This is a genomic window from uncultured Enterovirga sp. (genome assembly GCF_964242715.1).
Classification (GTDB): Bacteria; Pseudomonadota; Alphaproteobacteria; order Rhizobiales; family Beijerinckiaceae; genus Enterovirga.
On sequence record NZ_CAXTAZ010000031.1, the window covers coordinates 1 to 22,777 of the forward strand.

General features: G+C 68.5%; 27 protein-coding genes, 2 tRNA genes and 1 pseudogene. 13 read left to right on the forward strand and 17 right to left on the reverse strand.

The window, feature by feature from the left end; all coding sequences use genetic code 11:
• Positions 1-175: 175 nt before the first annotated feature.
• On the reverse strand, positions 176-1,993 hold the full coding sequence (locus tag ACFE87_RS15335) for an MFS transporter (protein ID WP_375460522.1): 1,818 nt from the start codon (positions 1,991-1,993) through the stop codon (positions 176-178).
• Positions 1,994-2,247: 254 nt separating this feature from the next.
• Here ACFE87_RS15335 and ACFE87_RS15340 point away from each other — a divergent pair, with 254 nt between their 5' ends.
• Complete coding sequence (locus ACFE87_RS15340) at positions 2,248-2,793, forward strand: hypothetical protein (RefSeq protein WP_375460523.1); 546 nt, start codon at positions 2,248-2,250, stop codon at positions 2,791-2,793.
• On the opposite strand, the gene ACFE87_RS15345 is transcribed toward ACFE87_RS15340, so the two are convergent.
• Positions 2,777-3,556 carry a TrmH family RNA methyltransferase gene (locus tag ACFE87_RS15345; protein WP_375460524.1) on the reverse strand — a complete coding sequence of 260 codons (780 nt, stop codon included), beginning with the start codon at positions 3,554-3,556 and terminating at the stop codon, positions 2,777-2,779. The genes ACFE87_RS15340 and ACFE87_RS15345 overlap by 17 nt on opposite strands.
• Before the next feature lie 178 nt (positions 3,557-3,734).
• Between ACFE87_RS15345 and ACFE87_RS15350 the strand changes: the two genes are divergently transcribed.
• Together ACFE87_RS15350 and ACFE87_RS15355 are read left to right on the forward strand one after the other, a co-directional pair.
• Positions 3,735-3,819, forward strand: a tRNA-Tyr gene (locus ACFE87_RS15350).
• An 18-nt stretch (positions 3,820-3,837) separates the two neighbouring features.
• A tRNA-Gly gene (locus ACFE87_RS15355) sits at positions 3,838-3,911 on the forward strand.
• A 13-nt stretch (positions 3,912-3,924) separates the two neighbouring features.
• Here ACFE87_RS15355 and ACFE87_RS15360 read toward each other — a convergent pair.
• Both ACFE87_RS15360 and ACFE87_RS15365 read right to left on the reverse strand, forming a co-directional pair.
• Positions 3,925-4,665, reverse strand: a complete 741-nt coding sequence (locus ACFE87_RS15360; RefSeq protein WP_375460525.1) for a DUF72 domain-containing protein — start codon at positions 4,663-4,665, stop codon at positions 3,925-3,927.
• Between the two features lie 22 nt (positions 4,666-4,687).
• Positions 4,688-5,461, reverse strand: coding sequence for a phosphodiester glycosidase family protein (locus ACFE87_RS15365; protein ID WP_375460570.1), 774 nt, complete (start codon positions 5,459-5,461; stop codon positions 4,688-4,690).
• An 82-nt stretch (positions 5,462-5,543) separates the two neighbouring features.
• Between ACFE87_RS15365 and ACFE87_RS15370 the strand changes: the two genes are divergently transcribed.
• Positions 5,544-5,858 carry a hypothetical protein gene (locus ACFE87_RS15370; RefSeq protein ID WP_375460526.1) on the forward strand — a complete coding sequence of 105 codons (315 nt, stop codon included), beginning with the start codon at positions 5,544-5,546 and terminating at the stop codon, positions 5,856-5,858.
• A gap of 3 nt (positions 5,859-5,861) precedes the next feature.
• Here ACFE87_RS15370 and hpnK read toward each other — a convergent pair whose 3' ends face one another.
• From hpnK to ACFE87_RS15390, 4 genes are all read right to left on the reverse strand, one after another.
• Positions 5,862-6,743 (reverse strand): hopanoid biosynthesis-associated protein HpnK, encoded by an 882-nt coding sequence (gene hpnK / locus ACFE87_RS15375; protein ID WP_375460527.1) that lies wholly within the window; start codon positions 6,741-6,743, stop codon positions 5,862-5,864.
• 98 nt (positions 6,744-6,841) lie between these two features.
• Positions 6,842-8,269: a hopanoid biosynthesis associated radical SAM protein HpnJ gene (gene hpnJ / locus ACFE87_RS15380; protein ID WP_375460571.1), complete on the reverse strand. Its 1,428-nt coding sequence runs from the start codon at positions 8,267-8,269 to the stop codon at positions 6,842-6,844.
• On the reverse strand, positions 8,269-9,414 hold the full coding sequence (gene hpnI / locus ACFE87_RS15385; RefSeq protein ID WP_375460528.1) for a bacteriohopanetetrol glucosamine biosynthesis glycosyltransferase HpnI: 1,146 nt from the start codon (positions 9,412-9,414) through the stop codon (positions 8,269-8,271). Before hpnI ends, hpnJ begins: the two co-directional genes overlap by 1 nt.
• A complete protein-coding gene (locus ACFE87_RS15390; protein ID WP_375460529.1) occupies positions 9,411-10,427 on the reverse strand; it encodes a lysylphosphatidylglycerol synthase domain-containing protein in 1,017 nt (338 codons plus the stop codon). Before ACFE87_RS15390 ends, hpnI begins: the two co-directional genes overlap by 4 nt.
• A gap of 403 nt (positions 10,428-10,830) precedes the next feature.
• On the opposite strand from ACFE87_RS15390, the gene ACFE87_RS15395 reads away from it, so the two are divergent.
• The 4 genes from ACFE87_RS15395 to ACFE87_RS15410 all read left to right on the forward strand — a co-directional run bounded on the left by ACFE87_RS15395 (position 10,831) and on the right by ACFE87_RS15410 (position 13,961).
• Positions 10,831-11,889, forward strand: coding sequence for an amidinotransferase (locus ACFE87_RS15395; RefSeq protein WP_375460572.1), 1,059 nt, complete (start codon positions 10,831-10,833; stop codon positions 11,887-11,889).
• Positions 11,890-12,036: 147 nt separating this feature from the next.
• Positions 12,037-12,873: a MipA/OmpV family protein gene (locus ACFE87_RS15400; protein WP_375460530.1), complete on the forward strand. Its 837-nt coding sequence runs from the start codon at positions 12,037-12,039 to the stop codon at positions 12,871-12,873.
• A 27-nt stretch (positions 12,874-12,900) separates the two neighbouring features.
• Positions 12,901-13,335, forward strand: coding sequence for a type II 3-dehydroquinate dehydratase (aroQ, locus tag ACFE87_RS15405; protein ID WP_375460531.1), 435 nt, complete (start codon positions 12,901-12,903; stop codon positions 13,333-13,335).
• Positions 13,332-13,961, forward strand: a complete 630-nt coding sequence (locus tag ACFE87_RS15410) for a glutathione S-transferase family protein (protein WP_375460532.1) — start codon at positions 13,332-13,334, stop codon at positions 13,959-13,961. The genes aroQ and ACFE87_RS15410 overlap by 4 nt, the downstream gene beginning before the upstream one ends.
• Before the next feature lie 139 nt (positions 13,962-14,100).
• Here ACFE87_RS15410 and ACFE87_RS15415 read toward each other — a convergent pair whose 3' ends face one another.
• Positions 14,101-14,319, reverse strand: coding sequence for a DUF4926 domain-containing protein (locus tag ACFE87_RS15415; protein WP_375460533.1), 219 nt, complete (start codon positions 14,317-14,319; stop codon positions 14,101-14,103).
• A 28-nt stretch (positions 14,320-14,347) separates the two neighbouring features.
• Entirely contained in the window at positions 14,348-14,680 is a 333-nt protein-coding gene (locus ACFE87_RS15420) for a DUF6883 domain-containing protein (protein ID WP_375460534.1), read from the reverse strand.
• 123 nt (positions 14,681-14,803) lie between these two features.
• Between ACFE87_RS15420 and ACFE87_RS15425 the strand changes: the two genes are divergently transcribed.
• From ACFE87_RS15425 to ACFE87_RS15435, 3 genes are read left to right on the forward strand one after another with little or no spacing between them, the layout of a single operon-like run.
• The gene (locus ACFE87_RS15425) at positions 14,804-15,646 is read left to right on the forward strand and encodes an aldo/keto reductase (RefSeq protein WP_375460535.1); all 843 of its coding nucleotides are present in this window, start codon (positions 14,804-14,806) and stop codon (positions 15,644-15,646) included.
• Between the two features lie 10 nt (positions 15,647-15,656).
• The gene (locus ACFE87_RS15430; RefSeq protein WP_375460536.1) at positions 15,657-16,361 is read left to right on the forward strand and encodes a ribonuclease activity regulator RraA; all 705 of its coding nucleotides are present in this window, start codon (positions 15,657-15,659) and stop codon (positions 16,359-16,361) included.
• 21 nt (positions 16,362-16,382) lie between these two features.
• Positions 16,383-17,216, forward strand: coding sequence for a YdcF family protein (locus ACFE87_RS15435; protein ID WP_375460537.1), 834 nt, complete (start codon positions 16,383-16,385; stop codon positions 17,214-17,216).
• Here ACFE87_RS15435 and ACFE87_RS15440 read toward each other — a convergent pair.
• Both ACFE87_RS15440 and ACFE87_RS15445 read right to left on the reverse strand, forming a co-directional pair.
• Positions 17,120-17,461: a DUF3253 domain-containing protein gene (locus ACFE87_RS15440; protein ID WP_375460538.1), complete on the reverse strand. Its 342-nt coding sequence runs from the start codon at positions 17,459-17,461 to the stop codon at positions 17,120-17,122. The genes ACFE87_RS15435 and ACFE87_RS15440 overlap by 97 nt on opposite strands.
• Positions 17,458-18,165, reverse strand: a complete 708-nt coding sequence (locus ACFE87_RS15445; protein ID WP_375460539.1) for a DUF599 domain-containing protein — start codon at positions 18,163-18,165, stop codon at positions 17,458-17,460. Before ACFE87_RS15445 ends, ACFE87_RS15440 begins: the two co-directional genes overlap by 4 nt.
• A gap of 65 nt (positions 18,166-18,230) precedes the next feature.
• On the opposite strand from ACFE87_RS15445, the gene ACFE87_RS15450 reads away from it, so the two are divergent.
• Positions 18,231-18,641 (forward strand): rhodanese-like domain-containing protein, encoded by a 411-nt coding sequence (locus ACFE87_RS15450; RefSeq protein WP_375460540.1) that lies wholly within the window; start codon positions 18,231-18,233, stop codon positions 18,639-18,641.
• Positions 18,642-18,678: 37 nt separating this feature from the next.
• Here ACFE87_RS15450 and ACFE87_RS15455 read toward each other — a convergent pair whose 3' ends face one another.
• Together ACFE87_RS15455 and ACFE87_RS15460 are read right to left on the reverse strand one after the other, a co-directional pair.
• On the reverse strand, positions 18,679-18,960 hold the full coding sequence (locus ACFE87_RS15455; protein WP_375460541.1) for an acylphosphatase: 282 nt from the start codon (positions 18,958-18,960) through the stop codon (positions 18,679-18,681).
• Between the two features lie 128 nt (positions 18,961-19,088).
• A pseudogene (locus tag ACFE87_RS15460) lies at positions 19,089-19,490 on the reverse strand (gamma-glutamylcyclotransferase family protein); the annotation flags it as partial.
• A gap of 105 nt (positions 19,491-19,595) precedes the next feature.
• Here ACFE87_RS15460 and ACFE87_RS15465 point away from each other — a divergent pair.
• Positions 19,596-20,771, forward strand: a complete 1,176-nt coding sequence (locus ACFE87_RS15465; RefSeq protein WP_375460542.1) for a VWA domain-containing protein — start codon at positions 19,596-19,598, stop codon at positions 20,769-20,771.
• Between the two features lie 213 nt (positions 20,772-20,984).
• Here the strand turns inward: ACFE87_RS15465 and ACFE87_RS15470 are convergent, their stop codons facing one another.
• The 3 genes from ACFE87_RS15470 to ACFE87_RS15480 are packed head-to-tail and all read right to left on the reverse strand — an operon-like array spanning position 20,985 to position 22,521.
• Complete coding sequence (locus ACFE87_RS15470; protein ID WP_375460543.1) at positions 20,985-21,740, reverse strand: glucose 1-dehydrogenase; 756 nt, start codon at positions 21,738-21,740, stop codon at positions 20,985-20,987.
• Positions 21,741-21,750: 10 nt separating this feature from the next.
• Positions 21,751-22,071, reverse strand: coding sequence for a 2Fe-2S iron-sulfur cluster-binding protein (locus ACFE87_RS15475; protein ID WP_375460544.1), 321 nt, complete (start codon positions 22,069-22,071; stop codon positions 21,751-21,753).
• 48 nt (positions 22,072-22,119) lie between these two features.
• A complete protein-coding gene (locus ACFE87_RS15480; RefSeq protein ID WP_375460545.1) occupies positions 22,120-22,521 on the reverse strand; it encodes an Hpt domain-containing protein in 402 nt (133 codons plus the stop codon).
• Positions 22,522-22,777: the final 256 nt, after the last annotated feature.

Here is a 22,777-nt window from a genome sequence, read left to right on the forward strand (position 1 = left end):
GGGATTGAACCCCCGACCTTCGGTTTACAAAACCGCTGCTCTACCGCTGAGCTAAGCCGGCGTCCCGCGCGGTGCCGGGCTACCATGCGGGGGCCGCTCCGGGAAAGAGGCCGGAAACGAAGAACCCCGCCACGAGGGCGGGGTTCGGCATTTCTGGGTAGTGAAGTAATTGCTGTTAGCGGCGCTCGCCCTCGTAGGTGAAAATGTCCCGGTCCTTGGTCTCCGGCACGAACAGAAGACCGATCACGAAGGTCATCAGGGCGATCACGACCGGGTACCAGAGGCCGTAGAAGATGTCGCCGGTCGCCGCCACCATGGCAAAGGCCGTGGGAGGCAGGAAGCCGCCGAACCAGCCGTTGCCGATGTGATAGGGCAGCGACATCGCCGTGTACCGGATCCGGGTCGGGAAGAACTCGACCAGGGCGGCGGCGATCGGCCCGTACACCGCCGTGACGTAGAGGACCATGATCGTCAGGATCAGGATGGCCTTCAACGCCTGCCAGTTGAACAGCGCGGAGAAGAAGCCGTCCACCTTCACGATGCTCGGGTCGCCTGGCCGGGCGGGAGCAGTGGCCGTGGCCAAAACCGCACCCTGAGGATAGCCGGCATCGATGGCCGCCCGATTTAACCCGGCGATGTTGGCGTTGAGCGCAGAGACGGCTGGACGGGCCGGGGTGGCGGCCGTCGTGCCGGCCGCGGGCACGGCCGCAGCCGCCGGCGTGCCGGTCGAGATCGGCACGTCCTTGCCATTGAACGTGACTCTCGGCGGAGTGCCGGCGGGCCCCGGCACGAGCTCGTACTTCACGGCCGCGCGAGCCAGAGCCACCCGGGCGATGTCGCAAGGTTCGGTGAAGGTCCGGATGCCGACGGGATCGAACACCGAGCCGCAGACGGCCGGGTCGGCGACGACCTGCACCTTCACGTTGTCGAGCGCTGCCGACAGTTTCGGGCTCACGACGTTCGTCAGGGCCTGGAACAGCGGGAAGAAGGTGATCGCCGCGATGAGGCAGCCGCCGAGGATGATCGGCTTGCGGCCGATGATGTCCGACCACCATCCGAACAGGATGAACCCGCCGGTGCCGAGGATCAGCGACCACGCGACCAGGACGTTGGCCGTGAAGAGGTCGACCTTCAGGATCGATTGCATGAAGAACAGGGCGTAGAACTGGCCCGTGTACCAGACCACGGCCTGACCTGCGACGAGGCCGAGGAGAGCGAAGATCACGACCTTCGCATTCCTCCACTGGCCGAAGGCTTCGGTCAGCGGCGCCTTGGAGCGGGTGCCCTCGTCCTTCATCTTCTGGAAGGCGGGAGATTCGTTCAGCTGAAGCCGGATCCAGACCGAGATCCCGAGCAGCACGACCGAGAGCAGGAACGGGATGCGCCAGCCGGCGATCGGCCAGCCTTCGCCGGTGGTGAAGCCGGCCTCACCCATGAACACCCGAAGCGCGAGGATGACCATCAAGGACAGCAGAAGACCGACTGTCGCCGTCGTCTGGATCCAGCTCGTGTAGAAGCCGCGCCGACCGGGAGGCGCGTGCTCGGCGACGTAGACCGCCGCGCCGCCATATTCTCCGCCGAGCGCGAGGCCCTGAAGCATGCGCAGGATGATGAGGACAACCGGAGCGATCCAGCCGATCTGGGCGTAGGACGGCAGGAGCCCGACCATGAATGTCGACACGCCCATGATCAGGATGGTGATCAGGAAGGTGTATTTCCGGCCGACGAGGTCACCGATGCGGCCGAAGACGAGCGCGCCGAATGGACGAACCAGGAAGCCTGCCGCGAAAGCGAGAAGCGCGAAGACGTTTCGTGTCGTGACGTCAAAGGCGGAGAAGAACTGGTTGGCGATGATCGCGGCGAGCGACCCGTAGAGGTAGAAGTCGTACCACTCGAAGACCGTTCCGAGCGAGGAGGCCAGAATGACCTTCCTCTCCTCTTTCGTCATCGGCCTCTGGGCTGCTTGTGTCGTGGTCGCGGCTGCAACAGCCATGGTGGCGCCCTCCATCTCTCGTTCGTGTCCGACGGGTCTTGCGCGCGCCGGAACGTCGCCCCGAACCAGTCGGGACGCGATGTCGCAGCCATAGGCGCGGCATCGCAGCGCGTCGACGGGGATCGCCTCGGCATTTCGTCGTGCAACCTAGGTCTAACGTCGGCGTTCGTGTGATGCGGAGTCGTGGTGCTAAGGTTGCGGTGAGGAGGCCGGACCAGAGGGGTGTCGCTATGCGGCCTGTATTGTCCCGCCTTGTGTTGTTGACCGTCGCCGCCTCCGGCCTCGTCCTGGCCGGACTTGCCGAAGCGTCCGCGCGAAGCCGCGGGTTTGCAGGGCCCGGTTTCGCGGCCCGGCCGACCGGAGGCGTGCGGGCCGGGTACGGCGCCCGCTTCGGCCGACAAGCCGGCTTCCTGCGCTTCGAGGGCCGCGGCTTTCGCGGCGCCGGCCGGTTCGGCCAGCATCGTCGGTTTGGACATGGTCGCGGTCCTGGCCGGGAGGGCTACAGCTTGGCCGGCTTCGGCGGCTACGGCTTCGCCGGTGCCTACGGTGGCCTCGCCTACGGGGACGCCGGCTACGCCTCGCCGCGCCTCCCGCTTCCGCGCGAGCCGGGGCTGCCGGTCGCGGCCGGCATTCCGGCTCCCGCCGTCCTGCCGCCCGCGATCTACGTGATAGCGCCGAAATCCTCGCGCGTGGGCGCGAGTTCGCGCCGCTCCGGCCGCGCGGTCGCGGCACGGTCGGACGATGCCACGGGCGAGAGCGGCGTGGTGTCCTCCGGACCGCGCGTCACGCGTCTCCGCTGACCGGCTCGGAGCCCGGGCCGCACAGGGCATAGAGCGCGACGGCCGCCGCATTCGAGACGTTGAGGCTCTTCACGGCGCCCGGCATGTCGAGCCGAGCGACGACGTCGCAATTGTCGCGCGTGCGCTGGCGCAGGCCGCGGCCTTCGGCGCCGAGCACGACCACGGCCGGACGCCCCGGCGGCACCGCGCCGAGCGGCGTGTCGCCCTCCGAATCGAGCCCGATCCGCCGGAACCCGCGTTTCCCGAGGACGATCAGCGCGTCGGAAAGGTTGCGCACGCTCACGACCGGCACGTGTTCGAGCCCGCCCGAGGCGGCCTTCGCCAGGACGCCCGTGGCGGAGGGGCTGTGTCGGTTCGTGGTGATGATGGCGTCGACCCCGAAGGCGGCGGCCGTGCGGGTGATCGCCCCGACATTATGCGGGTCGGTGATCTGGTCGAGCGCGAGGACGAGCGCGTCGGGCCCGAGATCGTCGAGATCGAGGGACGGAAGCGGGTCGGCCTCGAGATAGAAGCCCTGGTGGACCGCATCCGCCTCGACGAGGCGGCTGATGGCGTCGGCCCGGACGATCTCGGGCTCGAATGCCAGTTCGGGATGCTCGGTCCGGAGCCGCACCGCCGCATTTTCCGTCAGGAGCAGGCGACGGATGCGGCGGCGGGGGTTGGCGAGCGCCTCGGCAACCGGGTGGAAGCCGTAGAGCACCACCTCGTGGCCGTCGGCCGGCGCGCCCCGCATGCGGGCTCCGGCCGACCTCGTGCCCGGCATTCCGGCGCGATCGTCTCCGGGGCGGTGATCTTTCTTCATCCGACGGTCATCGGGGACGCCTCGCCCATTGTCCAGGGGCGCCGGCGGCCGTCGGGTTGACACCCTCGGGACCGCTCACCATAACCCCGCCTCCCGGCGCCGTCAGGTTCCGGGACATGGTCGCGCGTGCGCCTGTGACGGGGGAATGTCCCGAGCGGCAAAGGGGGCGGACTGTAAATCCGCTGGCTATGCCTTCGTAGGTTCGAGTCCTACTTCCCCCACCATGGCGTCCCGCCCGATCAGCGGGTGTAGCTCAATGGTAGAGCAACAGCCTTCCAAGCTGATGACGAGGGTTCGATTCCCTTCACCCGCTCCAACCCTTCTTCGTCCTAGGCTCCGTCCGTGGGTCGGGCGTCGAGGATGGCCAGCAAGTCGAGTGCGTTCGCACAGGCGGCGCCCGAAGCCGTATTGTCGAACATGCACCAGGTCTCGACCGTGGCGCCGCGGAGACGCTCGGCCAGTCCGGACAGATAGTCCGAAACGTAGTCCGAATAGTACATCCGGGGCGCGCCGTGCAGGCGGATATAGACGAGGCCCGGCCACCCACCGGGCTCGGCGCTCGTGCCAGTCCGGACGGGATCGGCCGCGACGCGGGCCACGCCGAGGTCGCGCAGCATGTGGTCGGCCGGCTCGTCGAACCAGGTCGGATGCCGCGGCTCGCAGACAATCGGGCCGGGGCAGAGGTCGCGCAACTGCCGGAAGAAGCACTCGGCGACCGCTTCGTCGAAGCCGAGGCTCGCCGGGAGCTGGACGAGAAGCGGCCCGAGTTTCGGGCCGAGATTTTGGATTACCCCGACGAAACGCTCGAGTTCGGCCCCGGCGTCCACGAGCTTGAGGCCGTGCGTCACCGTCTTCGGGACCTTCACGGCGAAGCGGAAGCCGTCCGGCACGGAGGCCGCCCAGCCCGCATAGGTGCCGGGCCGATGCGGTCGGTGGAAGCTCGAATTGATCTCGGCCGCGCCGAACCGGCCCGCATAGCGCGCGAGCGAGTTCCCGGTCTCGGCGAAGCGGTCTGCGACCGCACGAGGGATCGCCCAGCCGGCCGTCCCGATCCGGAGGTCGTGGCTCATGCGGGCGAGAGCCCTCCCCTCGTCACTTGGCGAGGACGCCGACGATCGGGCCGAGAGGCTTCAGCGACATGTCGGTGCGGCCCAGCGCAGGGGCGTGCAGCGCCGAGATGGAGCCGTCGAGGAAGAGGGCGTTGCGGCAGCCGAGTTCGTCACGGAACAGGCGCGCGAAGGCCCCGAAGCTGACCGGTTCGTCGGAGATCGCAAAGACAACGCTGTTGGCGTCCCGCAACCCGACCCCGTTCCGGATCTTGCGGGACGGGCCCTCGTCGGAGAAGCGGGGATGGAGCCGCCCGTCGATGACCAGCATCGGGCCGGATTGCGTGGCGATCGTCGCCCGGAGACGCTTTTTCAGGAAGGCGCCGGTTTCGAGAAGGCCTGCACGGCCCTCCGCGACGTAGAAGACGCCGTTCGGCTTCATGTGGAAATTGCCGGGCCCCGCGGCCTGGTTCGCGGGCTTCAGCTGCCGCCCGTCCTCGACATAGAGGCCGACGGGCGAGAGGTCGTGATGATACATGCCGGCATTCATCGCCATCGCGAGATTGGCGCCCGCGGGCGAGCGCGCCAGATTGGCGAGGCTGCCATAGGGCTGGCCGTCGGCATTGCCGAGGAAGAGCTTGAGCGCGTAGCGGCGGAGGTCGAAGCTGCAGATCGTGTAGCTCGCGCCGCCATGGGCGAGCGCGCGGCAGCCGGAGGCCGGGACCGGCGCGACGGCGCGGGCCGGGGCGACTGCGACGAGTGCCAGCGCGACGACGAGGAATCCCCGGAGGAGGTTGCGGGGCCCCGGCCGTTCGGTCATCGGGGCGGGAGAGAGCGGCCGGAGATGCAGCATGGGCGGCGAGGAGGATCCCGTGAGGCGACGGTCGGAGTTGAGATTCGCCATGGCCGCGCTTGTCGCGACCGGTTGGGGCGGGAGCGTGGCCGCGCAAGGCGGGCCTTCCCCGCCTGATCAGGGCGCCGCCCTGGACGGCCAGGTCAGCGCCTCCGAATCGACCCTGCCGGGAGCCGGGATGAGAGTGACTTACCGCACCTTCCGCAAGGTGCTGACACGCGCCCGCTGCGCGACGGGCGAAACGCTGCTGTCGGCCTTCTGCCCGCCCGACTCGCAACCGATCCTGCTCGACGACGCGGAGGCGCCCGGCGGCAAGTCGGCGACATGTCGAACGGGACCGTTCACGCTGGTCTGCGCCCGCTAGGGATCAGGCCGGAGAGACCTTCGAACCGCCGCCGGCCCAGACGTCGTAGCTCGACCGCGCAGCGCCGTTCCTGGCCAGCGCCTCGGCGACCTCCGGCGACAGGAGGGCTGCGAATTCGTCGGCATAGCGGTAGCCCGGCGCATGCCCGTCGAAGCCGCCGGCCAGGGCCGGGTGCAGGTAAATCTCTGTGCGTCCCGGCGGAAGCCGTTCGAGCAATCCCGCGAGGCGGCCCGCATCCACGGCGCCCGACCAGGCGAGGCCGAAGACCTGGTCGGCGACCGCCAGACCCGCGGCGCGGGCCCGTTGCCGCAACGCGATTGCCCACCAGCCGACGAGCCGGGCCTCGACACCGAGACGGCCGCCGGGTTCGATGGCCAGCAGGGTCGTGCGCGGCTCGACCGGGACGCGGAGTGCCCGCATGCCGAAACGCGGGCCGATCTCGAGGAGAAGCCGCGCGATCGTCGGGTGAAGGTGAAAATGCTTGTGAGCGTTGACGTGGTCGAGCGGAAGCCCGGTGTCCCTGTAGCGTTCGAACTGCGCCGCGATCTCGGCCGCAACCTGCCGCTGGACCGAGGGCCGAAAGAATATCTCCGTGCCGTAGCGGGCAAGATCGGTGCGGAGACGTCCGTCAGGACCGAGGAGATCGGGGATCTCGCCGGGCGGCAGCACCGCCCTCCCCTCGACCAGTGTCAGATGCAGGCCTACGGCGAGGCCCGGAAGGGCGCTCGCCCGGAGAACGGCATCCGCAGCGGCCGGTTCCGCCACCATCAGGCTCGCGCCCGTCAGGATGCCGTCGCGATGAGCGATCTCGACGGCATCGTTGACCTGCGGCGCGAGGCCGAAATCGTCGGCCGTGACGACGAGGGATCGAGCTTCCCCCGTCATTCCGGGGCTCGCAAGGCGAGAACCCGGTACCTATGGAAGCATCTGTGTCTGGTCATGGGTTCCGGGTTCGCCTTCGGCGCCCCGGAATGACAAGTAGATCAAGCGGCGACGGCCCGGCGCTCCCTGAGGAAGCGGAAGAACTCGACCCCTTCACGTAGGCGGCGCTTCATCATGTCGGGCTGGGTGACCATCTCGCCGACGATCGAGGCGATTTTCGGTACCCGGAAATAGAAGCGCTTGTAGAAATCCTCGACCGACGAGAAGATTTCCGTGTGCGACAGGCCCGGATAGGTGAGCGGCGCGATCTGAATGCCGTTGTCGTTGATCAGCTCGGCATTGGCCGCATCGAGCCAGCCATTCTCGAGAGCCTGCTTGTACAGGAAGGTACCCGGATAAGGGGCAGCGAGCGAGACCTGGATCGTGTGCGGGTTGATCCGGGTCGCGAACTTGATCGTCTCCTGGATGGTCTCCTTCGTCTCGCCCGGCAGGCCAAGAATAAAGGTCCCATGGATCATGATGCCGAGTTCGTGGCAATCCTTGGTGAACTGCTCGGCGACCTCGATCCGCATGCCCTTCTTGATGTTGTGCAGGATCTGCTGATTGCCGGATTCATAGCCGACGAGCAGCAGCCGGAGCCCGCCGTCCTTCAGCACCTTGAGGGTCTCGCGCGGCACGTTGGCCTTGGCGTTGCAGGACCACATCACGCCGAGCTTGCCGAGTTCCTTCGCGATCGCCTCGGCGCGCGGCAGGTCGTCGGTGAAGGTGTCGTCGTCGAAGAAAAGCTCCTTCATCTGCGGATAGGCCTGGAGGACGAATTTGACCTCCTCGATCACGTGCCCGACCGACCGCGTCCGGTAGCGGTGCCCGCCGACGGTCTGTGGCCACAGGCAGAAGGTGCAGCGGCTCTTGCAGCCCCGTCCCGTGTAGAACGAGATGTAGGGGTGCTTCAGGTAGCCGATGAAGTAATTCTCCATCTTCAGGTCGCGCTTGTAGACGGGCGTCACGAAGGGCAGGGAGTCCATGTCGTGCATGACCGGCCGGTCTTCGTTGTGCATCACGACGCCCGAGCCGTTCCGGTAGGACAGCCCCTTGATCGTGGACCAGTCATGGCCGTCGGCGACGTCCTTGATGGTGAAGTCGAACTCGTTGCGGGCCACGAAATCGACGATCGGCGCCTCGGCGAGGCTCGCGTCGGATTGGACCGCGACCTTGGCGCCGATGAGCCCGACCTTGAGGTTCGGGTTCTCGGCCTTCATCGCCTCGATCACCTTCACGTCGGAGGCGAAGGAGGGCGTCGAGGTGTGGAGGACGGCGAGATCGAAATCGCGCACCTGGCCGACGACGTCGGCGAGCGTCGTCTTGTGCGGAGGCGCGTCGATCAGCTTGGAATTCTCGACCAGGGCGGCCGGCTGGGCGAGCCAAGTCGGGTACCAGTAGGACTGGATCTCGCGGCGCGCCTGGTAGCGCGATCCGGCGCCGCCATCGAAACCGTCGAAGGAGGGAGCCTGGAGGAAGAGGGTCCGCATCATAGGGGGTCGGGCCTCGTCTTGGGGATGAGCGCGCCGGACCGGGCCACCTCGTAGCGATAGCCGCGCCAGCTGACGCCGCGTCCGAGGAAGCTCGCGACGAACAGCGCGAACGACAACAGATCTCGTGCGGGCACGAGCCAATAGGGATGCGTCCTTAGGCTGAAACCCCTCTCCACGGCAAGGCAGAGCCCCACCCTGGCTGCGAGCGCAGTTAAAAGGATACCGGCCGCCACCGGGCCGGGATCGACCGCGAGCGCCGCGATCGCGAAGGGCAACGGATGGGTGAGGACGGAGCCCAGATGGCCGGCCGGCGCCACCTGCCGCACCGTGCGTTGCCAGCGCAGCTCCTGCCTGGCGAGTTCCCCGAGCGAGCGCTCGGGGCAGACATGCCCGATCGTGAAGGGCGTCAACGCGATGGAAAGTCCGAGCGCCCGCACGCGCGCGCCGAGTTCGTAATCGTCGGCGAGCGCGTCGGCCAGCGCCGGCAAGCCGCCGATCCGGTCGAGCGTGTCCCGGCGCAGCGCGATGGTCGAGCCCATGCAGGGCTCGGCCGCGCCAAGGCCGCTTCCGAGCGCCACGCCGGGCAGGAAATGCGTGTCGATCCCCAGCCCGGACAGTTTGGACCAGAGATGCCCGACCGGCAGCCCATGGTATGGGCAGGTCACGGCGCCGACGCCCGGCCGGGCGAGTTCGGCGACGAGGCCGGCGAGATAGGTCGGCCCGACCCGCATGTCGCTGTCGGCCAGCACGAGGACCTCGTGCCGGGCCGCGCCCATCATGTTGACGAGGTTCGAGACCTTTCGGTTCGTCCCGTGCTGCCGGCCGTCGATCACGAGGTCGATCAGGAGCGCGGGATAGGCCGCCTGCAGTTCCCGCGCGACCGCGATGGCCGGATCGGCCGGGTTCTGGACCCCAAGCACGATCTGGACGGGCGCTGCATGATGCTGGCGGGCGAAGGAGGCGAGATTCTCGAACAGCCCCGGCTCGGCGCCATGCAGCGGCTTCAGGATCGTGACCGAGGGCACCGCCGCAACGGTAGGAGCTCGCCGTAGGGAGAGGCGGGCGACCATCACGGCCGCGAGGCAGAGATAGACGATGCCGATCCCGGCCGGCAGCAGGAAGAGAGCGCCGAGGACGCTCACCCGCCGCGGCCGACGAAAGAGCTCGCCGCCGGATCGGGCACGGGCGGCGTTGCGCGCAGCGCGTGCCGGCCTTCCAGCACCTGCCAGACGGCCAGGAAGGGCAGGCCAAGGACGAGATCGGCCACCCGTTTCACGAGCGAGAGCGCGAGAGCCGGACCCGGCGGGATCCCGAACAGAGCGCAGAGCGCGACATAGCCGCCCTCCTGCACCCCGAGCCCGCCCGGGATGGCGAAGGCGGCGCCCCGGACCGCCTGGCCCAGGCTCTCGATCACGATCGCCTCGGCGACCGTAATCGGATAGCCCATGGCGTGCAGGGCGACATAGACCTCGACCGAGCCGAAGACCCACACGACGAGATGCAGGAACGCCGAGCCCGCGACCTGACGGGGACGGTCGTAGACGGCGCCGAGCCGCTCCCAGAGCCGCTCGACCAGCCTCACGCCGGCCCAGTCGCGGCCTCCCCCGACATGCTGGAGCGCGCCGCCGATCCAGCGCGATCCCTGCCGTCCCTGGATGAACAGGAAAGCGCCGATGCCGGCGGCCCCCAGCCCCAGCCCGAGCGCGGCGTAGCGGACCAGTTCGCCGTCTCCCTTCAGGACGAAGAGGATCACGAGGCCCGCCACCGCGAACAGGAACTGCGTCCCGGCCTGGATCGCGACATCGGCGAAGATGGTGGCCCCGGCGAGCGCGCCGTCGGTCCGCCAGAAGGTGGCCAGCCGTGCGCCCACGACGTCGCCGCCGACCGCCGCGACCGGAAGAAGCTGGTTCACGGCCTCGCGCACGAACCGAAGAAGGATGCAGATGCTCGTGCCGAGGCCCTGCCCGGGCGGGAACAGCATCTGCCAGGCAACCCCCTCCACGACGATCGCGACCGCGCGAGCCAGCACGACGATGGCGGTCGCCCAGCCGGCGCTGAGAACGGCCGCGCTCACATCGTGGAAGCCGGACCAGGCGATCAGCACGCTGAAGAGCGTGACGCCGACGAGGAATGCAGCGAGGGCGAAGCGTTTCATGACGTCCGGTCGGCCGTCGGCGGGACAGCGGCGAGTATTCCGTATTTTCGGCTCCTCTAGCCGAATCCCCGTATCGATGCCCGCGAATTGTCGCCACACCCCGCCTGAAAAGGTTGGATTGGTTAGGGCCTCTGCTATAGGACCCGGCCCGGCTGATCCCCGCGTCTGCGGGGATGCCGGTGGCGTCGTGCCGGAGGTTCACCTCGGCGCGCGCCGCCGACCCGCATTCCGGGCCATCCGCCGACGCCGTTTCGCGGCCGGTCGGAGCGGGACCCGAGAGGACCCGAGACCGAAGCCCATGCGCACGACCGACATGCCAGACCGCCCCGCCGCACTCAACGGCGCACCCGCTTCCGCCCGCCAGGATGTCCGCCTGCCGGCCGCCTCATCGAACGCGACGGTGATGTCCTGGACCGAGTGGGACCCGCTCGAGGAGGTGATCGTCGGACGGCTGGAAGGCGCGACGATCCCGTCCGACCACGTCACCGTCACCTTCAACCTGCCGCCGCTCGCGGCCAAGCTCTACCGCTTCGTCGGCGGCTACCGCTATCCCGCCTGGATGCGGAAGCTCGCCCAGAGGGACCTCGATGCCTTCATCGCGATCCTGGAGGGCGAGGGCATCACCGTGCGCCGGCCGGACGTGATCGACTGGAAGGCGAAGTTCTCGACACCGGCCTGGTCGTCGCGCGGCTTCTGCACGGCCTGCCCCCGCGACGGCTATCTCGTCGTCGGCGACGAGATCATCGAGAGCCCGATGTGCTGGCGCACCCGCTATTTCGAGGGCGACGCCTACCGGACCCTGTTCAAGGAATATTTCCGGGCCGGCGCACGCTGGACCTCGGCGCCGAGGCCGCAGCTTCTCGACGACCTCTACCGCCACGATTACCGCATCCCGGCCAAGGGCGAGGCGATGCATTACACCATCAACGAATGGGAGCCGGTCTTCGACGCGGCGGATTTCGTGCGCTGCGGCCGCGACCTCTTCGTGACGATCTCGAACGTGACGAACCGCTTCGGCGTCGAATGGCTGCGCCGGCATCTCGGCGACGGCTTCCGGATCCACGAGATCCCGAGCCTCTGCAAGCAACCCATGCATATCGACTCGACCTTCATGCCGCTCGCCCCCGGCAAGGTGCTGGTCAATCCGGATTATTGCGACGTCGAGAACCTGCCGGCGGCGCTGAAGAATTGGGACATCCTGGTCGCGCCGCGCCCCGACGCGGTCGAGGGCGTGATGGCGAAGATCTCGATGTGCTCCCCCTGGACCTCGATCAACGTCCTGTCGCTGACGGACAAGAAGGTGGTCGTCGACCAGTCCCAGCCGACGCTGATCAAGGCCCTGAAGGATTGGGGCTTCGACCCGATCCCTTGCCCCTTCCTCGGCTACGGCCCCTTCGGCGGCGCCTTCCACTGCGCGACACTCGACGTGCGCCGCCGCGGCACGCTCGAATCGTATTGCTGAAGCCCCGCCGCCTCACTGATGTCCGAAGAGCACAGGCGGCTCCGGATCGTGACGGAACGGTGGCAGGAGCGTTGAAGCCGTTCACCTGAAGCCGGTATTGGTGGAGCAGCAATGAGTCGCTGTGAAGCGTCGGTCGGGGACATTTGGATGACGTTTCGCAAGGTCGTGCTCGGACTGGCGCTCGTGTTGGCGGGCCCCATCGCCGCCTCGGCGCAGCAGGCGCCCATCCTGACGCGTTACCGTCCGCCCCCGGCTGGGACGAGCGACACCTACATCGTGACCCTGTCGGTCACAGGGGCCGCCGCTCCCTCCTATGTCGGATCGGACCAGATATCCGGAAACTTCTTCCCGTCCCTGAACTACCGCCGCTCGGACGAGCCGGCCCGCTTCCTCGCGCCCGATGACGGCGCATCGATCTCCATCATCGAGAACCCGTCCCTCCGCTTCGGGCCTGTCTTCCGCTTCCAGTCCGGCCGGAACCGGCGTGACGACCGCGGCCTCACCGGCCTGCGCAGCCGTCAATACGACGTCGAATCCGGCCTCTTCCTCGAATACTGGCCGCTGACCTTCATCCGGGCGCGGATCGAGGCCCGGCACGGTTTCCGGGACGACAGCGGCTTCACCGGCAATCTCGCGCTCGATTACGTGCATGAGATGGGTCCGTTCACCGCCTCGATCGGCCCGCGCCTGGCGCTCGGTGATTCCAAGCAGCACAACCGCTATTTCGGCGTGAGCCCCTTCGAGGCGGCGATCAATACGCGCGTCGGGCGGAGCTTCCGGCCGGACGGCGGCGTGACCTCGGTCGGCGCCTTGGCAGCCGTGACCTATCGCTGGAACGAGACCTGGGCGACGACCGGCTTCGTCGGCTACGACCGCCTCGTGAGCGACGCGGCCCGGAGCCCGATCGTCCGCAACATCGGCTCCGAAGACCAGTTCACCGTCGGCCTCCGGGTGTCCTACTCCTTCGCCTACTCGACCCGCTGAACGAAGCTGATCCGGCGGAGCCGGATCATGCATCGCATCGTCGTCCTGAACGGCCCGAACCTGAACCTGCTCGGGACGCGGGAGCCCGGGATCTACGGCGCGCTGAGCCTCTCGGACATCGAGCGCCGCCTGCGGGAACGGGCCGCGTCGCGCGCGGACCTCGCCTTCCACCAGTCCAACCACGAGGGTGACCTCGTCGGCTGGATCCAGGAGGCGGGGCTGGCCGGCGCGGGCGTGATCCTGAATGCCGGTGCTTATACCCACACCTCCGTCGCGCTCCGTGACGCCATCTCCGGCTCCGGCGCGGCCGTCATCGAGGTTCATCTCTCGAACGTTCATGCCCGCGAGGACTTTCGGCATCGCTCGCTGATCGCGCCGGTCGCGCGCGGCGTGATCGCCGGGTTCGGCGCCATGTCCTACGATCTCGCGCTCGAGGCATTGCTCGAAGGCGACCGCGCATGACCCACCTGAAACTCTGGGGCCGGCTCAGCTCAATCAACGTCCAGAAGGTCGTTTGGGCGCTCGACGAGCTCCATCTCCGCTACGAGCGCGTCGATGCCGGCGGCGCCTTCGGCATCGTCAACACGCCGGAATATCGGCGCATGAACCCGAACGGGCTCGTGCCCGTGCTCGAGGAGAGCGACGGCTTCTCGCTCTTCGAATCCAACGCCATCATCCGCTACCTCGTCGCCCGGCATCCCGGTTCGACGCTCCTTCCGGCCGACCTCCGGATGCGGGCCGACGCCGAGCGCTGGATGGACTGGCAGGCGACGACCGCGACCCCGGCGCTCCGCGACGTCTTCTGGCAGCTGGTCCGGACCAAGCCGGAAGCGCGCGACGCGTCCGTCATCGCGCAGTCGACCGGGGCGAGCGCGGCCATGGCCCACATCATCGACGCCCGGCTCGCCGACCGGCCCTACCTCGCGGGCGACAGCTTCAGCATGGGCGACATCCCGCTCGGCTGCCACGTGAAGCGCTGGCTGGCGTTGCCGATCGAACGCCCCTCGCTGCCGAATCTCGAGGCTTGGTTCGCCCGCATCTCCGAAAGGCCTGGGGCCCGGGTCGTGATGGCGGTACCGCTCAGCTGATCGTCAGCCGGCCGACCCTGGTCAAAACCTCCGCCACCTACGCCGGCCGTCCTCGCCCAAGCGGAGCCTGGGGTACGAGCGGCGGGCGACGGAGATCCCTGCAGTTCGGTCACGAGTTCGACGGGCTCGCGCGTTGTTATTAGGCCGCTTTTAGCGGCTGGTATTTCAGCACGAGGAGCTGGTCCTTTCTCAATGCGGCTTGCGCGTAGGTACGCCCCTCATCGTCCGAGAACTCGACCTCATAGACGTCGGGGGCAAGCGCCTCGACGATCGTACCAACCTGCCCTCGCAGCAATCCCGCACCAGGGAGGTCGGCGATGATGGCGACCATATCCAGAAGTTGAACGGTGGACGTCATGGTCGCTTCCGCCTGTCTTCCAACCGCATCACAGAACGTAACAGCTCGTCAAACGTAGCACATTCGTTCCGGTGATGACGATCCAGGCGGAACGGACCACTGCATGTCCGACGGCCGTGGTGATCGGGATATCCCATACGTAGCGCTGGCCGAAACCATCGGACGTCGAAAGCCTCAGATCGGGTCGATCCTGCGCAGCCGCGAGCATCGCATCACGCAGGAGGCTCGCATCCTGCGCCGAAAGCCCAAGTCGGGATCGGAACACGCGTGCATTGTGGCGACCCCGCGGATGTGTCTCACTCAAGCAGTAATCCCGAAGCTTCTCGAGGTCGACGACGATGCTGCTGAACCGCTGGTCCAAGGCTGACAGTCTCCGAATGCGGTCTTCACGATGACCCTAACCGCTCGCGCCTGACCGCGCATATTGACGGCTGGTGTTCATACGTGAATGCCTTCGGCCCTCGGACCCTTTCATGAGTGTCGCATGACTCAGGCCCACACCGTCACCGCGCACGGAGCCGCCATCCCGGCGATCGGGCTCGGCACCTTCAGGCTCGAGGGAGAGCGGTGCAGCGAGGCCGTGAAAGCGGCGATCGCGGCCGGCTATCGCCACATCGACACGGCGAAGATGTATGGCAACGAGCAGGCCGTCGGCGCCGGGCTGAAGCTGAGCGGGATCGCGCGCGCGGACGTGTTCGTGACGACCAAGATCTGGCTCGACGACATCGCCCCGGGAGACCTCGAACGGTCGGCCGAGGAAAGCCTGAAGCGGCTCGGGCTGTCCGAGGTCGACCTGCTGCTTATCCATTGGCCGAACAAGGCCGTGCCGCTGGAGCGCTCGACCGCCGCCCTTTGCGAGGCGAAGCGCCGGGGCCTCGCCCGCCATGTCGGGGTGTCGAACTACACCGCCGCCATGCTCGACGAGACTGTTCGGCTCGCCACCGAGCCGCTGGCGGTGAACCAAGTCGAGTATCATCCCTTCCTGGCCCAGGATTCGGTGCTGGCCGCCTGCCGCCTGCACGGCATGGTGCTGACCTCTTATTGCCCGCTCGGCCGCACGGCGGTTCTCGGCGAGCGCGCCGTCCGGGAGATCGCGACCCGGCATGGTAAGTCCGCGTCGCAGGTGATCCTGCGCTGGCACGTGCAGCAGCCCGGCGTGGTCGCGATCCCGAAATCCGGCACGCCGAGACACATCGCCGAGAATCTCGACGTGTTCGACTTCGCGCTCACGGCCGACGAGATGTCCGCGCTCTCCGCGCTGCGCCGGCCGGGCGGACGCGTCGTCGACCCAGAATTCGCGCCCGACTGGGACCGGGACGCCGCGTGAGGACCAGATCATGCCGCTCGACAAGGCCCTCGCCGACGCGCTCCGGGCCACCTCCACCGGAACGATCACCACGATCCTCCTGAAGAAGGGCATCCGGCGCACCTGGATGCGGGGGCCACGGCCGACCTTCCAGGCCGGCGAGCGCATCGTCGGGCCGGCCTTCCCGCTTCGCTTCGTGCCGGCTCGCGAGGACCTCGCCACACCCGAATCCTGGTCGTCGCCGAAATCCACCCGCGGCGCGATCGAGGCGATGCCGGACGGCGCAATCGCCGTCGTCGATGCGATGGGCGTGACCGAGGCCGGCATCTTCGGCGACATCCTGTGCGCCCGGATGAAGAAGCGCGGCGTCGCCGCCCTCGTGACCGACGGTGTCGTGCGGGATGGTGTCGGCGTCGAATCGACCGGCCTCCCCGTCTGGTGCGCCGGCATCGCGGCCCCGGCCTCGGTCGCCGGCCTCACCTTCGTCGGCTGGGGCGAGCCGATCGGTTGCGGCGGCGTGGCCGTCTTCCCGGACGACGTCATCGTGCTGGACGGCGACGGCGCCGTCGTGATCCCGGCCGCCTTCGTCGAGGAGGTCGCGAAGGCCGGGCCCGACCAGGAGCTGCTCGAACTCTGGATCATGAAAGAGGTCGAGCGGGGCACGCCCCTCCCCGGCCTCTATCCGCCGAATGCCGAGGCGAAGGCCCGTTTCGAGGCGGAGCGCAGCCGGAGCTGACGCAGGCCGCCGGCGACGGCGATGTTCGCCGTCTCGAAGGTCGCCGGGTATCTCGCGACGCCGTCGAACCTCCTCGTCATTCTGGCCCTGCTCGGCGCCTTGGCCGGGGCGAGGCGGTGGGGCCGGCGGCTCTGCCTCGCGAGCCTCCTTCTCCTCGCCTTTCTGGGGCTCGCCCCGGCCGGCTTCTGGCTGCTGCTGCCGCTCGAGAATCGCTTCCCGGCCTTCGGTGATGATTCCGGGTCGGTGGCGGGCGTGATCGTGCTCGGCGGCGCCGTGCATCCCAATACCGGGTTCGCGCGTGGCCAGCTCGTGGTGGGCGACGCGGCCGAACGGGTAATCGCGATGGCGGATCTCGCCCGCCGCTACCCGCAGGCCCGCATCGTCTTCTCCGGCGGCAACGGCGCGCTGATCAAGGGTGGCAAGCCGGAGGCGGACGCGGTCGAGCGGTTCGCCCCGACGCTCGGAATCGAGGCAAGCCGGATCATCTTCGAGAACCGCTCGCGCACCACGGCCGAGAATGCCGGGGAGGTCCGCAGGCTCGTCACCCCCCAACCGGGCGAGCGCTGGCTCCTCGTCACCTCGGCCTGGCACATGCCACGTGCGATGGGCGTCTTCCGGGCTGTCGGATTCGCCGTCACGCCCTATCCTGTGGATTACAGAAGCGGCGCGCGGAGCGACCTCCTGGCCGCGGGATCGTCGATGGCCTCCAGCATCGACCGCTTCGATCTCGCGGTCCGCGAATGGGTCGGCCTCGTGATCTACCGCCTGTCCGGACGCTCCGAGGCGCTGTTCCCGGGGCCGTCCTCACCCTCTCCCGTCGGTCCGGACAGGGTGTCGGCAGGCCCGATCCGGTAGACGCCCCGAAAATCGTCGGAGTCGACCGGGCGACCCTTGCGCCGGATCACCACCCGGCCGTCCTTCATCAGCGCGACCGCGACCCGCCGGACCGGCGTCATCAAGGGTCCCCATCCATCCGGATGAGGTCCGCCGAGAGCCCGGGCGACCTCGGACGGGCAGATCGTCTTGCCGGCGCCGCGCTCGGTGACGAGGTCGAGCATGGTGCGGGCGATGTCGTCGTCGGAGAAGGAGAGTCGGGTCATGGCCCGTCCGGCCAGGGGCCGCGCGACAGGGCGGCGACCGCGTCCGAGGCGAATTGGCGGTGCCACATCACGTAGAGCACGAATCCGGTGGTCGCGATCAAAACGTAGGCGGAGATGAACCAGCCCAGATAGGCGAGCGCGAAGAAGAAGGCCCGCTGACCGCGGTTGAAATGCCGTCCCGCGACCGTGTTCATCGAGGCCGCGCGCCAGGCCGCGAGCTCGGCCGCCTCGCTCGGCCCGAGACTCCGCTCCGGCACGGCCCCGATCAGGATCGCGCTGTAGTTGAACAGGCGATACGACCAGGCGAACTTGAAGAACGCGTAGACGAAGATGACCGTCAGACCCATCACCTTCGCGTCCCAGGCGAGACGCGAGGTCTCGAGCCCGAACGGGAGTTGCGAGAACAAGGTGACGGCCTCGTCAGCGGACCGGAGCAGCGTCAGCGAGCCGCCGATGGCGAGGAACGAGGTCGAGGCGAAGAAGGCCGTGCCGTTCTGGAGCGAGGCGTTGATGTTCGCGTCGATGATGCGGTTTTCGCGCGTGAGAAGGGCACGCTTCCAGGCGTAGCGGTGCCGGTTCATCAGGCGGTTCAGGCTGCGAGGCCCGGCGGAGCTCCGCTCCACGGCGAAATGGTAGGACAGCCAAGCCATCGCGAAGAAGCCGAGCGCGACGAGGTCGGCGACCGTGAAACCCGAACCTGCCATGCTGTCCGCCGTTGACCTCCCGCCGCGCACGGCCCCATCTCCCCCGGCGAGGAGACCGAGCGACCATGCCCCAGACCATCACCCACGGCTACAAGGCCATGATCGACGAGGCGAATGCCCGGATCGAGACCATCCCGGCCGCGGATGCCATCGCGCTCGCCGGCCGCGACGACGTCGTGCTCGTCGACATCCGCGACCCGCGCGAACTCGAACGCGACGGCCGCGTGCCGGGCGCCTTCCATTGCACGCGCGGGATGCTGGAATTCTGGATCGACCCCGAGAGCCCCTACCACAAGCCGGTTTTTGCCGAGGACAAGCGCTTCGTCTTCTTCTGTGCCGGCGGCATGCGCTCGGCGCTCGCGGCCGGGACGGCGCAGGAGATGGGGCTAAAGCCGGTTGCCCATATCGAGGGCGGGTTCGGCGCCTGGAAGAAGGCCGGCGGGCCGGTCGAGGCCTGGGCGCCGAAGAAGGTTTAGACAGACCTCGCCCCGCCAAGCTGGGAGAGGCAGTGCGCTACTCCGTCGGCAACTGCCTGAACCCTCCCTCCCCGGCCTCCTCGGCCGAGGCCGGATGCTCCGCGACCGCGTCCACGCGCGCGCCGGCCGGGCCCTGCCGGCAGGCTTCGAGCATCGCGGCGACGGCCTCGGCGGGTCCGGCGAACACGGCCTCGACCGAGCCGTCGCGGCGGTTACGCACCCAGCCGGCGAGGCCATGCCGCCCGGCTTCGCGCCCGGTCCAGTAGCGGAAGCCGACGCCCTGGACGCGGCCGCTTATCACGACCCGGATGGCGCTCACGGCGTCCAGCGCCAGCCCGTTCCGCCGACCGGCCGGGGCGGGTCGAGCGGCGTCCGCCGCGTCGGGCGGACGGCCGGGACCAGAACCGGCGCCCGTCCCTCGCCGCCCGGTCGCCCGGACAGGGCCGCGATCTCGGCCCGGTAGGGCTCGGGAAGGCCGGCCGCCCGGGCTGCCTCGATCACGCCTTCGAGATAGCCCGGTCGCGGCACGCCGGGCCCGGCATTGGTGCCGAGATAGACGAGCGCCCGGCGGGCTCCGACGCCCGTCATGACGGCGAGGTGGCGCTTCACGTAGAGCCCGCCCGAGACGCCCTCGTAGCGGTCGAGCGCCAGGACATCGGCCAGCGACAGGTCCCAGAGCAGGCCATGCACCGCACGGCGGGGGTCGTGGATGACGGAGGCATAGCCTTCCCGCATGATGACAAGCCGATGGCGTTCGAGCCGGGCGGGGCCGAGCGCCCGCGACGCCGGACAGCGCGACGCCATGGCATCGCGGTCCATGTTCGAACCATAGGCGAAGTAGAGCGGCATCGGGCCACTTCTCCCCGGCTGCCGCGAGATGTCCAGTCGCGCCGCCGCCTGCCCTGCCTTCGGGCCACGGCTTGACCCACATCACGGCCGGTCCGACAACGCCCCATGTTCCTGCGCTTCTTCACCGAGCTTCGCGCCGCGAAGGTGCCGGTCACGCTTCGCGAATACCTGACGCTGATGGAGGCGCTCGACCGCGACCTCGCCGAGAAGCGGATCGACGACTTCTACTACCTGTCCCGCGCCTGCCTCGTGAAGGACGAGCGCAATCTCGACCGCTTCGACCGGGTCTTCGGCCACGTCTTCCAGGGCGTGCAATCGCTGGCCCAGGCACTCGAACAGGCCGACATCCCGGAGGAGTGGCTGCGCAAGCTCGCCGAAAAATTCCTGACAGAGGAGGAGAAGAAGCAGATCGAGGCGATGGGCTGGGACAAGCTTCTCGAGACCCTGAAGGAGCGCCTGAAGGAGCAGAAGGAGCGGCACCAGGGCGGCTCGAAATGGATCGGGACCGGCGGCACGTCACCCTACGGCGCCTATGGTTACAACCCGGAGGGCATCCGGATCGGCCAGGACGGCAACCGGAATTTCCGGGCCGTGAAGGTGTGGGACAAGCGCGAATTCAAGGACCTGGACGACAATGTCGAACTCTGCGTGCGCAACATGCGGGTCGCGCTCCGGCGGCTGCGCCGCTTCGCCCGCACCGGCGCGGCGGAGGAGCTCGATCTCGACGGCACCATCCGGGAGACGGCCAGCAAGGGCTGGCTCGATGTGAAGCTGCGGCCCGAGCGCCGCAATGCCGTGAAGGTGCTGCTGTTCCTCGATGTCGGCGGCTCGATGGACTGGCATATTGAGAAGGCCGAGGAGCTCTTCTCGGCCGCCCGTTCGGAATTCAAGCATTTCGAGCATTTCTACTTCCACAACTGCCCCTATGAGAGGCTCTGGAAGGAGAACCGGCGCCGGCATAGCGAGACGACGGCGACGCTCGACGTGATCCGGACCTATCCGTCCGACTACCGGGCGGTCTTCGTCGGCGACGGCTCGATGAGCCCCTACGAGATCGCGATGCCGGGCGGGTCGGTCGAGCATTGGAACGAGGAGGCCGGTCAGGTCTGGCTCGACCGGCTCGTCACGCATTTCCCGAAATCGGTGTGGCTGAACCCGATCCCGAAGAACCAGTGGGGCTACACGCAATCGGTCGGCATGGTCGGCCGCGCCTTCGGCGGCCGCATGTTCCCGCTCACCCTTGAGGGGATCGACGGGGCGATGCGGGCGCTCGTCCGCTGAGGCGCCCGCAGCCTATCCTACCGGAGGCCGAAGAAGGAGAGGACCGCGAGGATGATGACGATGGCTCCGACGAGCCAGACGATGTTGTTCATGGAGACGTTCCTTCCAAGGGGCGCGCGGTCCAAACGTACTCGGTCCGGCCCGGTTCCGGACACCGCGGTATCAGCGGTGAACGGGGCGGTCCAGCGCGTCGGCGGGCGGGGACGCACCGCGTCAGCGGCCGCCGGACACCTTCAGCTTGGCGCCGGAGATGTAGGATGCCCCGTCCGACATGAGGAAGAGCACGGCCTCGGCGATCTCCTCCGGCTGGCCGACGCGGCCCATCGGGATCATCGGGGCAATGCGACCGACACGGCCCGCGTCGCCCGTCGAGCGGGCGTGGATTTCGGTGTCGGTGAGACCCGGCGCGACCGTGTTGACCCGGATGCCCTCGGCCGCGAGTTCCTTCGACAGACCCGCGGTAAGCGAGTCGACTGCGCCCTTCGAGGCTGCATACCAGACATATTCGCCGGGCGAGCCGATCTCGGCCGCGACGGACGAGATGTTGACCAACGAGCCGCCCTGTCCGCCCCGCTTGGTCGAGAGACGGCGGGCCGCCTCGCGGGCAACCAGGATCGCGCCCGTCACGTTGATGTCGATCGCGGACCGGATCACGGCCGGGTCGGTATCGGCGAGCGCCCCGGAGCGGCCGGTGATCCCGGCATTGTTCACGACATGATCGATGCGGCCGAATTCGCGGGCGGACTCGTCGAAGAGGCGGAGGACGTCGTCCTCGCGGGAGAGGTCGCCCGCGACCGCGATGGCGCGAGCCCCAGCCTCGCGGCACTCGGCCAGGGCCCGCTCGGCCGCGCCCGCGTCGCTGACATAGCTGATGGCGACATCATAGCCGCGCGAGGCGGCGAGCCGCGCGACGGCGGCCCCGATCCCGCGGCTGCCGCCGGTGACGATGACGACGGGACGTTCGCTCATCGGGGGTTCCTCAGCCTTGCCGCTCGGGGGTCCGGACGACGAGCCCTTCGAGCTCGGGCTTCACCTTGATCTGGCAGGACAGGCGCGACGTCGAGCGCACGTCGGAGGCGAAGTCCAGCATGTCGGCCTCCATCGGCTGCGCCGTCCCGACCGCGTCCATCCAGGCCTCGTCCACGTAGACGTGGCAGGTCGCGCAGGCGCAGGCGCCCCCGCATTCCGCCTCGATCCCGGGCACGTTGTTCTTCACGGCGGCTTCCATGACGGTCCAGCCGAGCGGCGCCTCGACGCTGCGCACGGCGTCCGCCATGTCGATGAAGGTGATCTTGGGCATGCGGTCTCCGATGGCGGGGCAGAGCGGGCCTCGCGCGGGCGAACCCCTTTAGGCGACCCGGTTCGGCTTGGCGAGGTCGGAGGTGCCGGAGGACGCGGTCTCTGCGAGGTACCGGCGCAGCGCGAGCCGGACCTCTGCGGACGCCTCCATCATGGCGGCCGAGACTGGGTCCGCCCTCCCCTCCTTGCCCGCCGCCCCGAGGCAGGCCTCGAGTTCCGTCGCGAGCGAGGCGATCCGGTATGCGCCGACGGCCCGAGCCGCCCCTGTCAGGGCGTGCGCCGCTTCGGCGCGCTCCCCCCTTGGGCATTCTCCTGTCATCAGCGGCACGAGGCGCGCGCATTGTCCGTCGAAGAGGACCAGCAGGTCGCGGGCGAGCTGATGGTCTCCGAAAGTCTGCCGATCGAGATAGTCGAGGTCGAGGATGGAGGGGTGCGGACGGGTCTGCGGCATGGGCGGAAGCCGGCTCGGTTCGTGCGGTCGTCCGTGGATAACCCGGCAAAGCTCGATCAATGATACGAAAACTCGCCTCGAAAGCCGGCAATTGGGCGGGCGTAGTTACCAGGACGTTAACGGTGTTCGAAGGTTGCGGCCTGGCTTGGGTTTCCATGGCGGCGGGTCGCCCATAGACTGGTTCATGGTAAATGCGGGTTTAACCGTCTCGTCGTGACGTCTGAGGAGGCGCGCGCGACGGATGGACAAGGCTCCG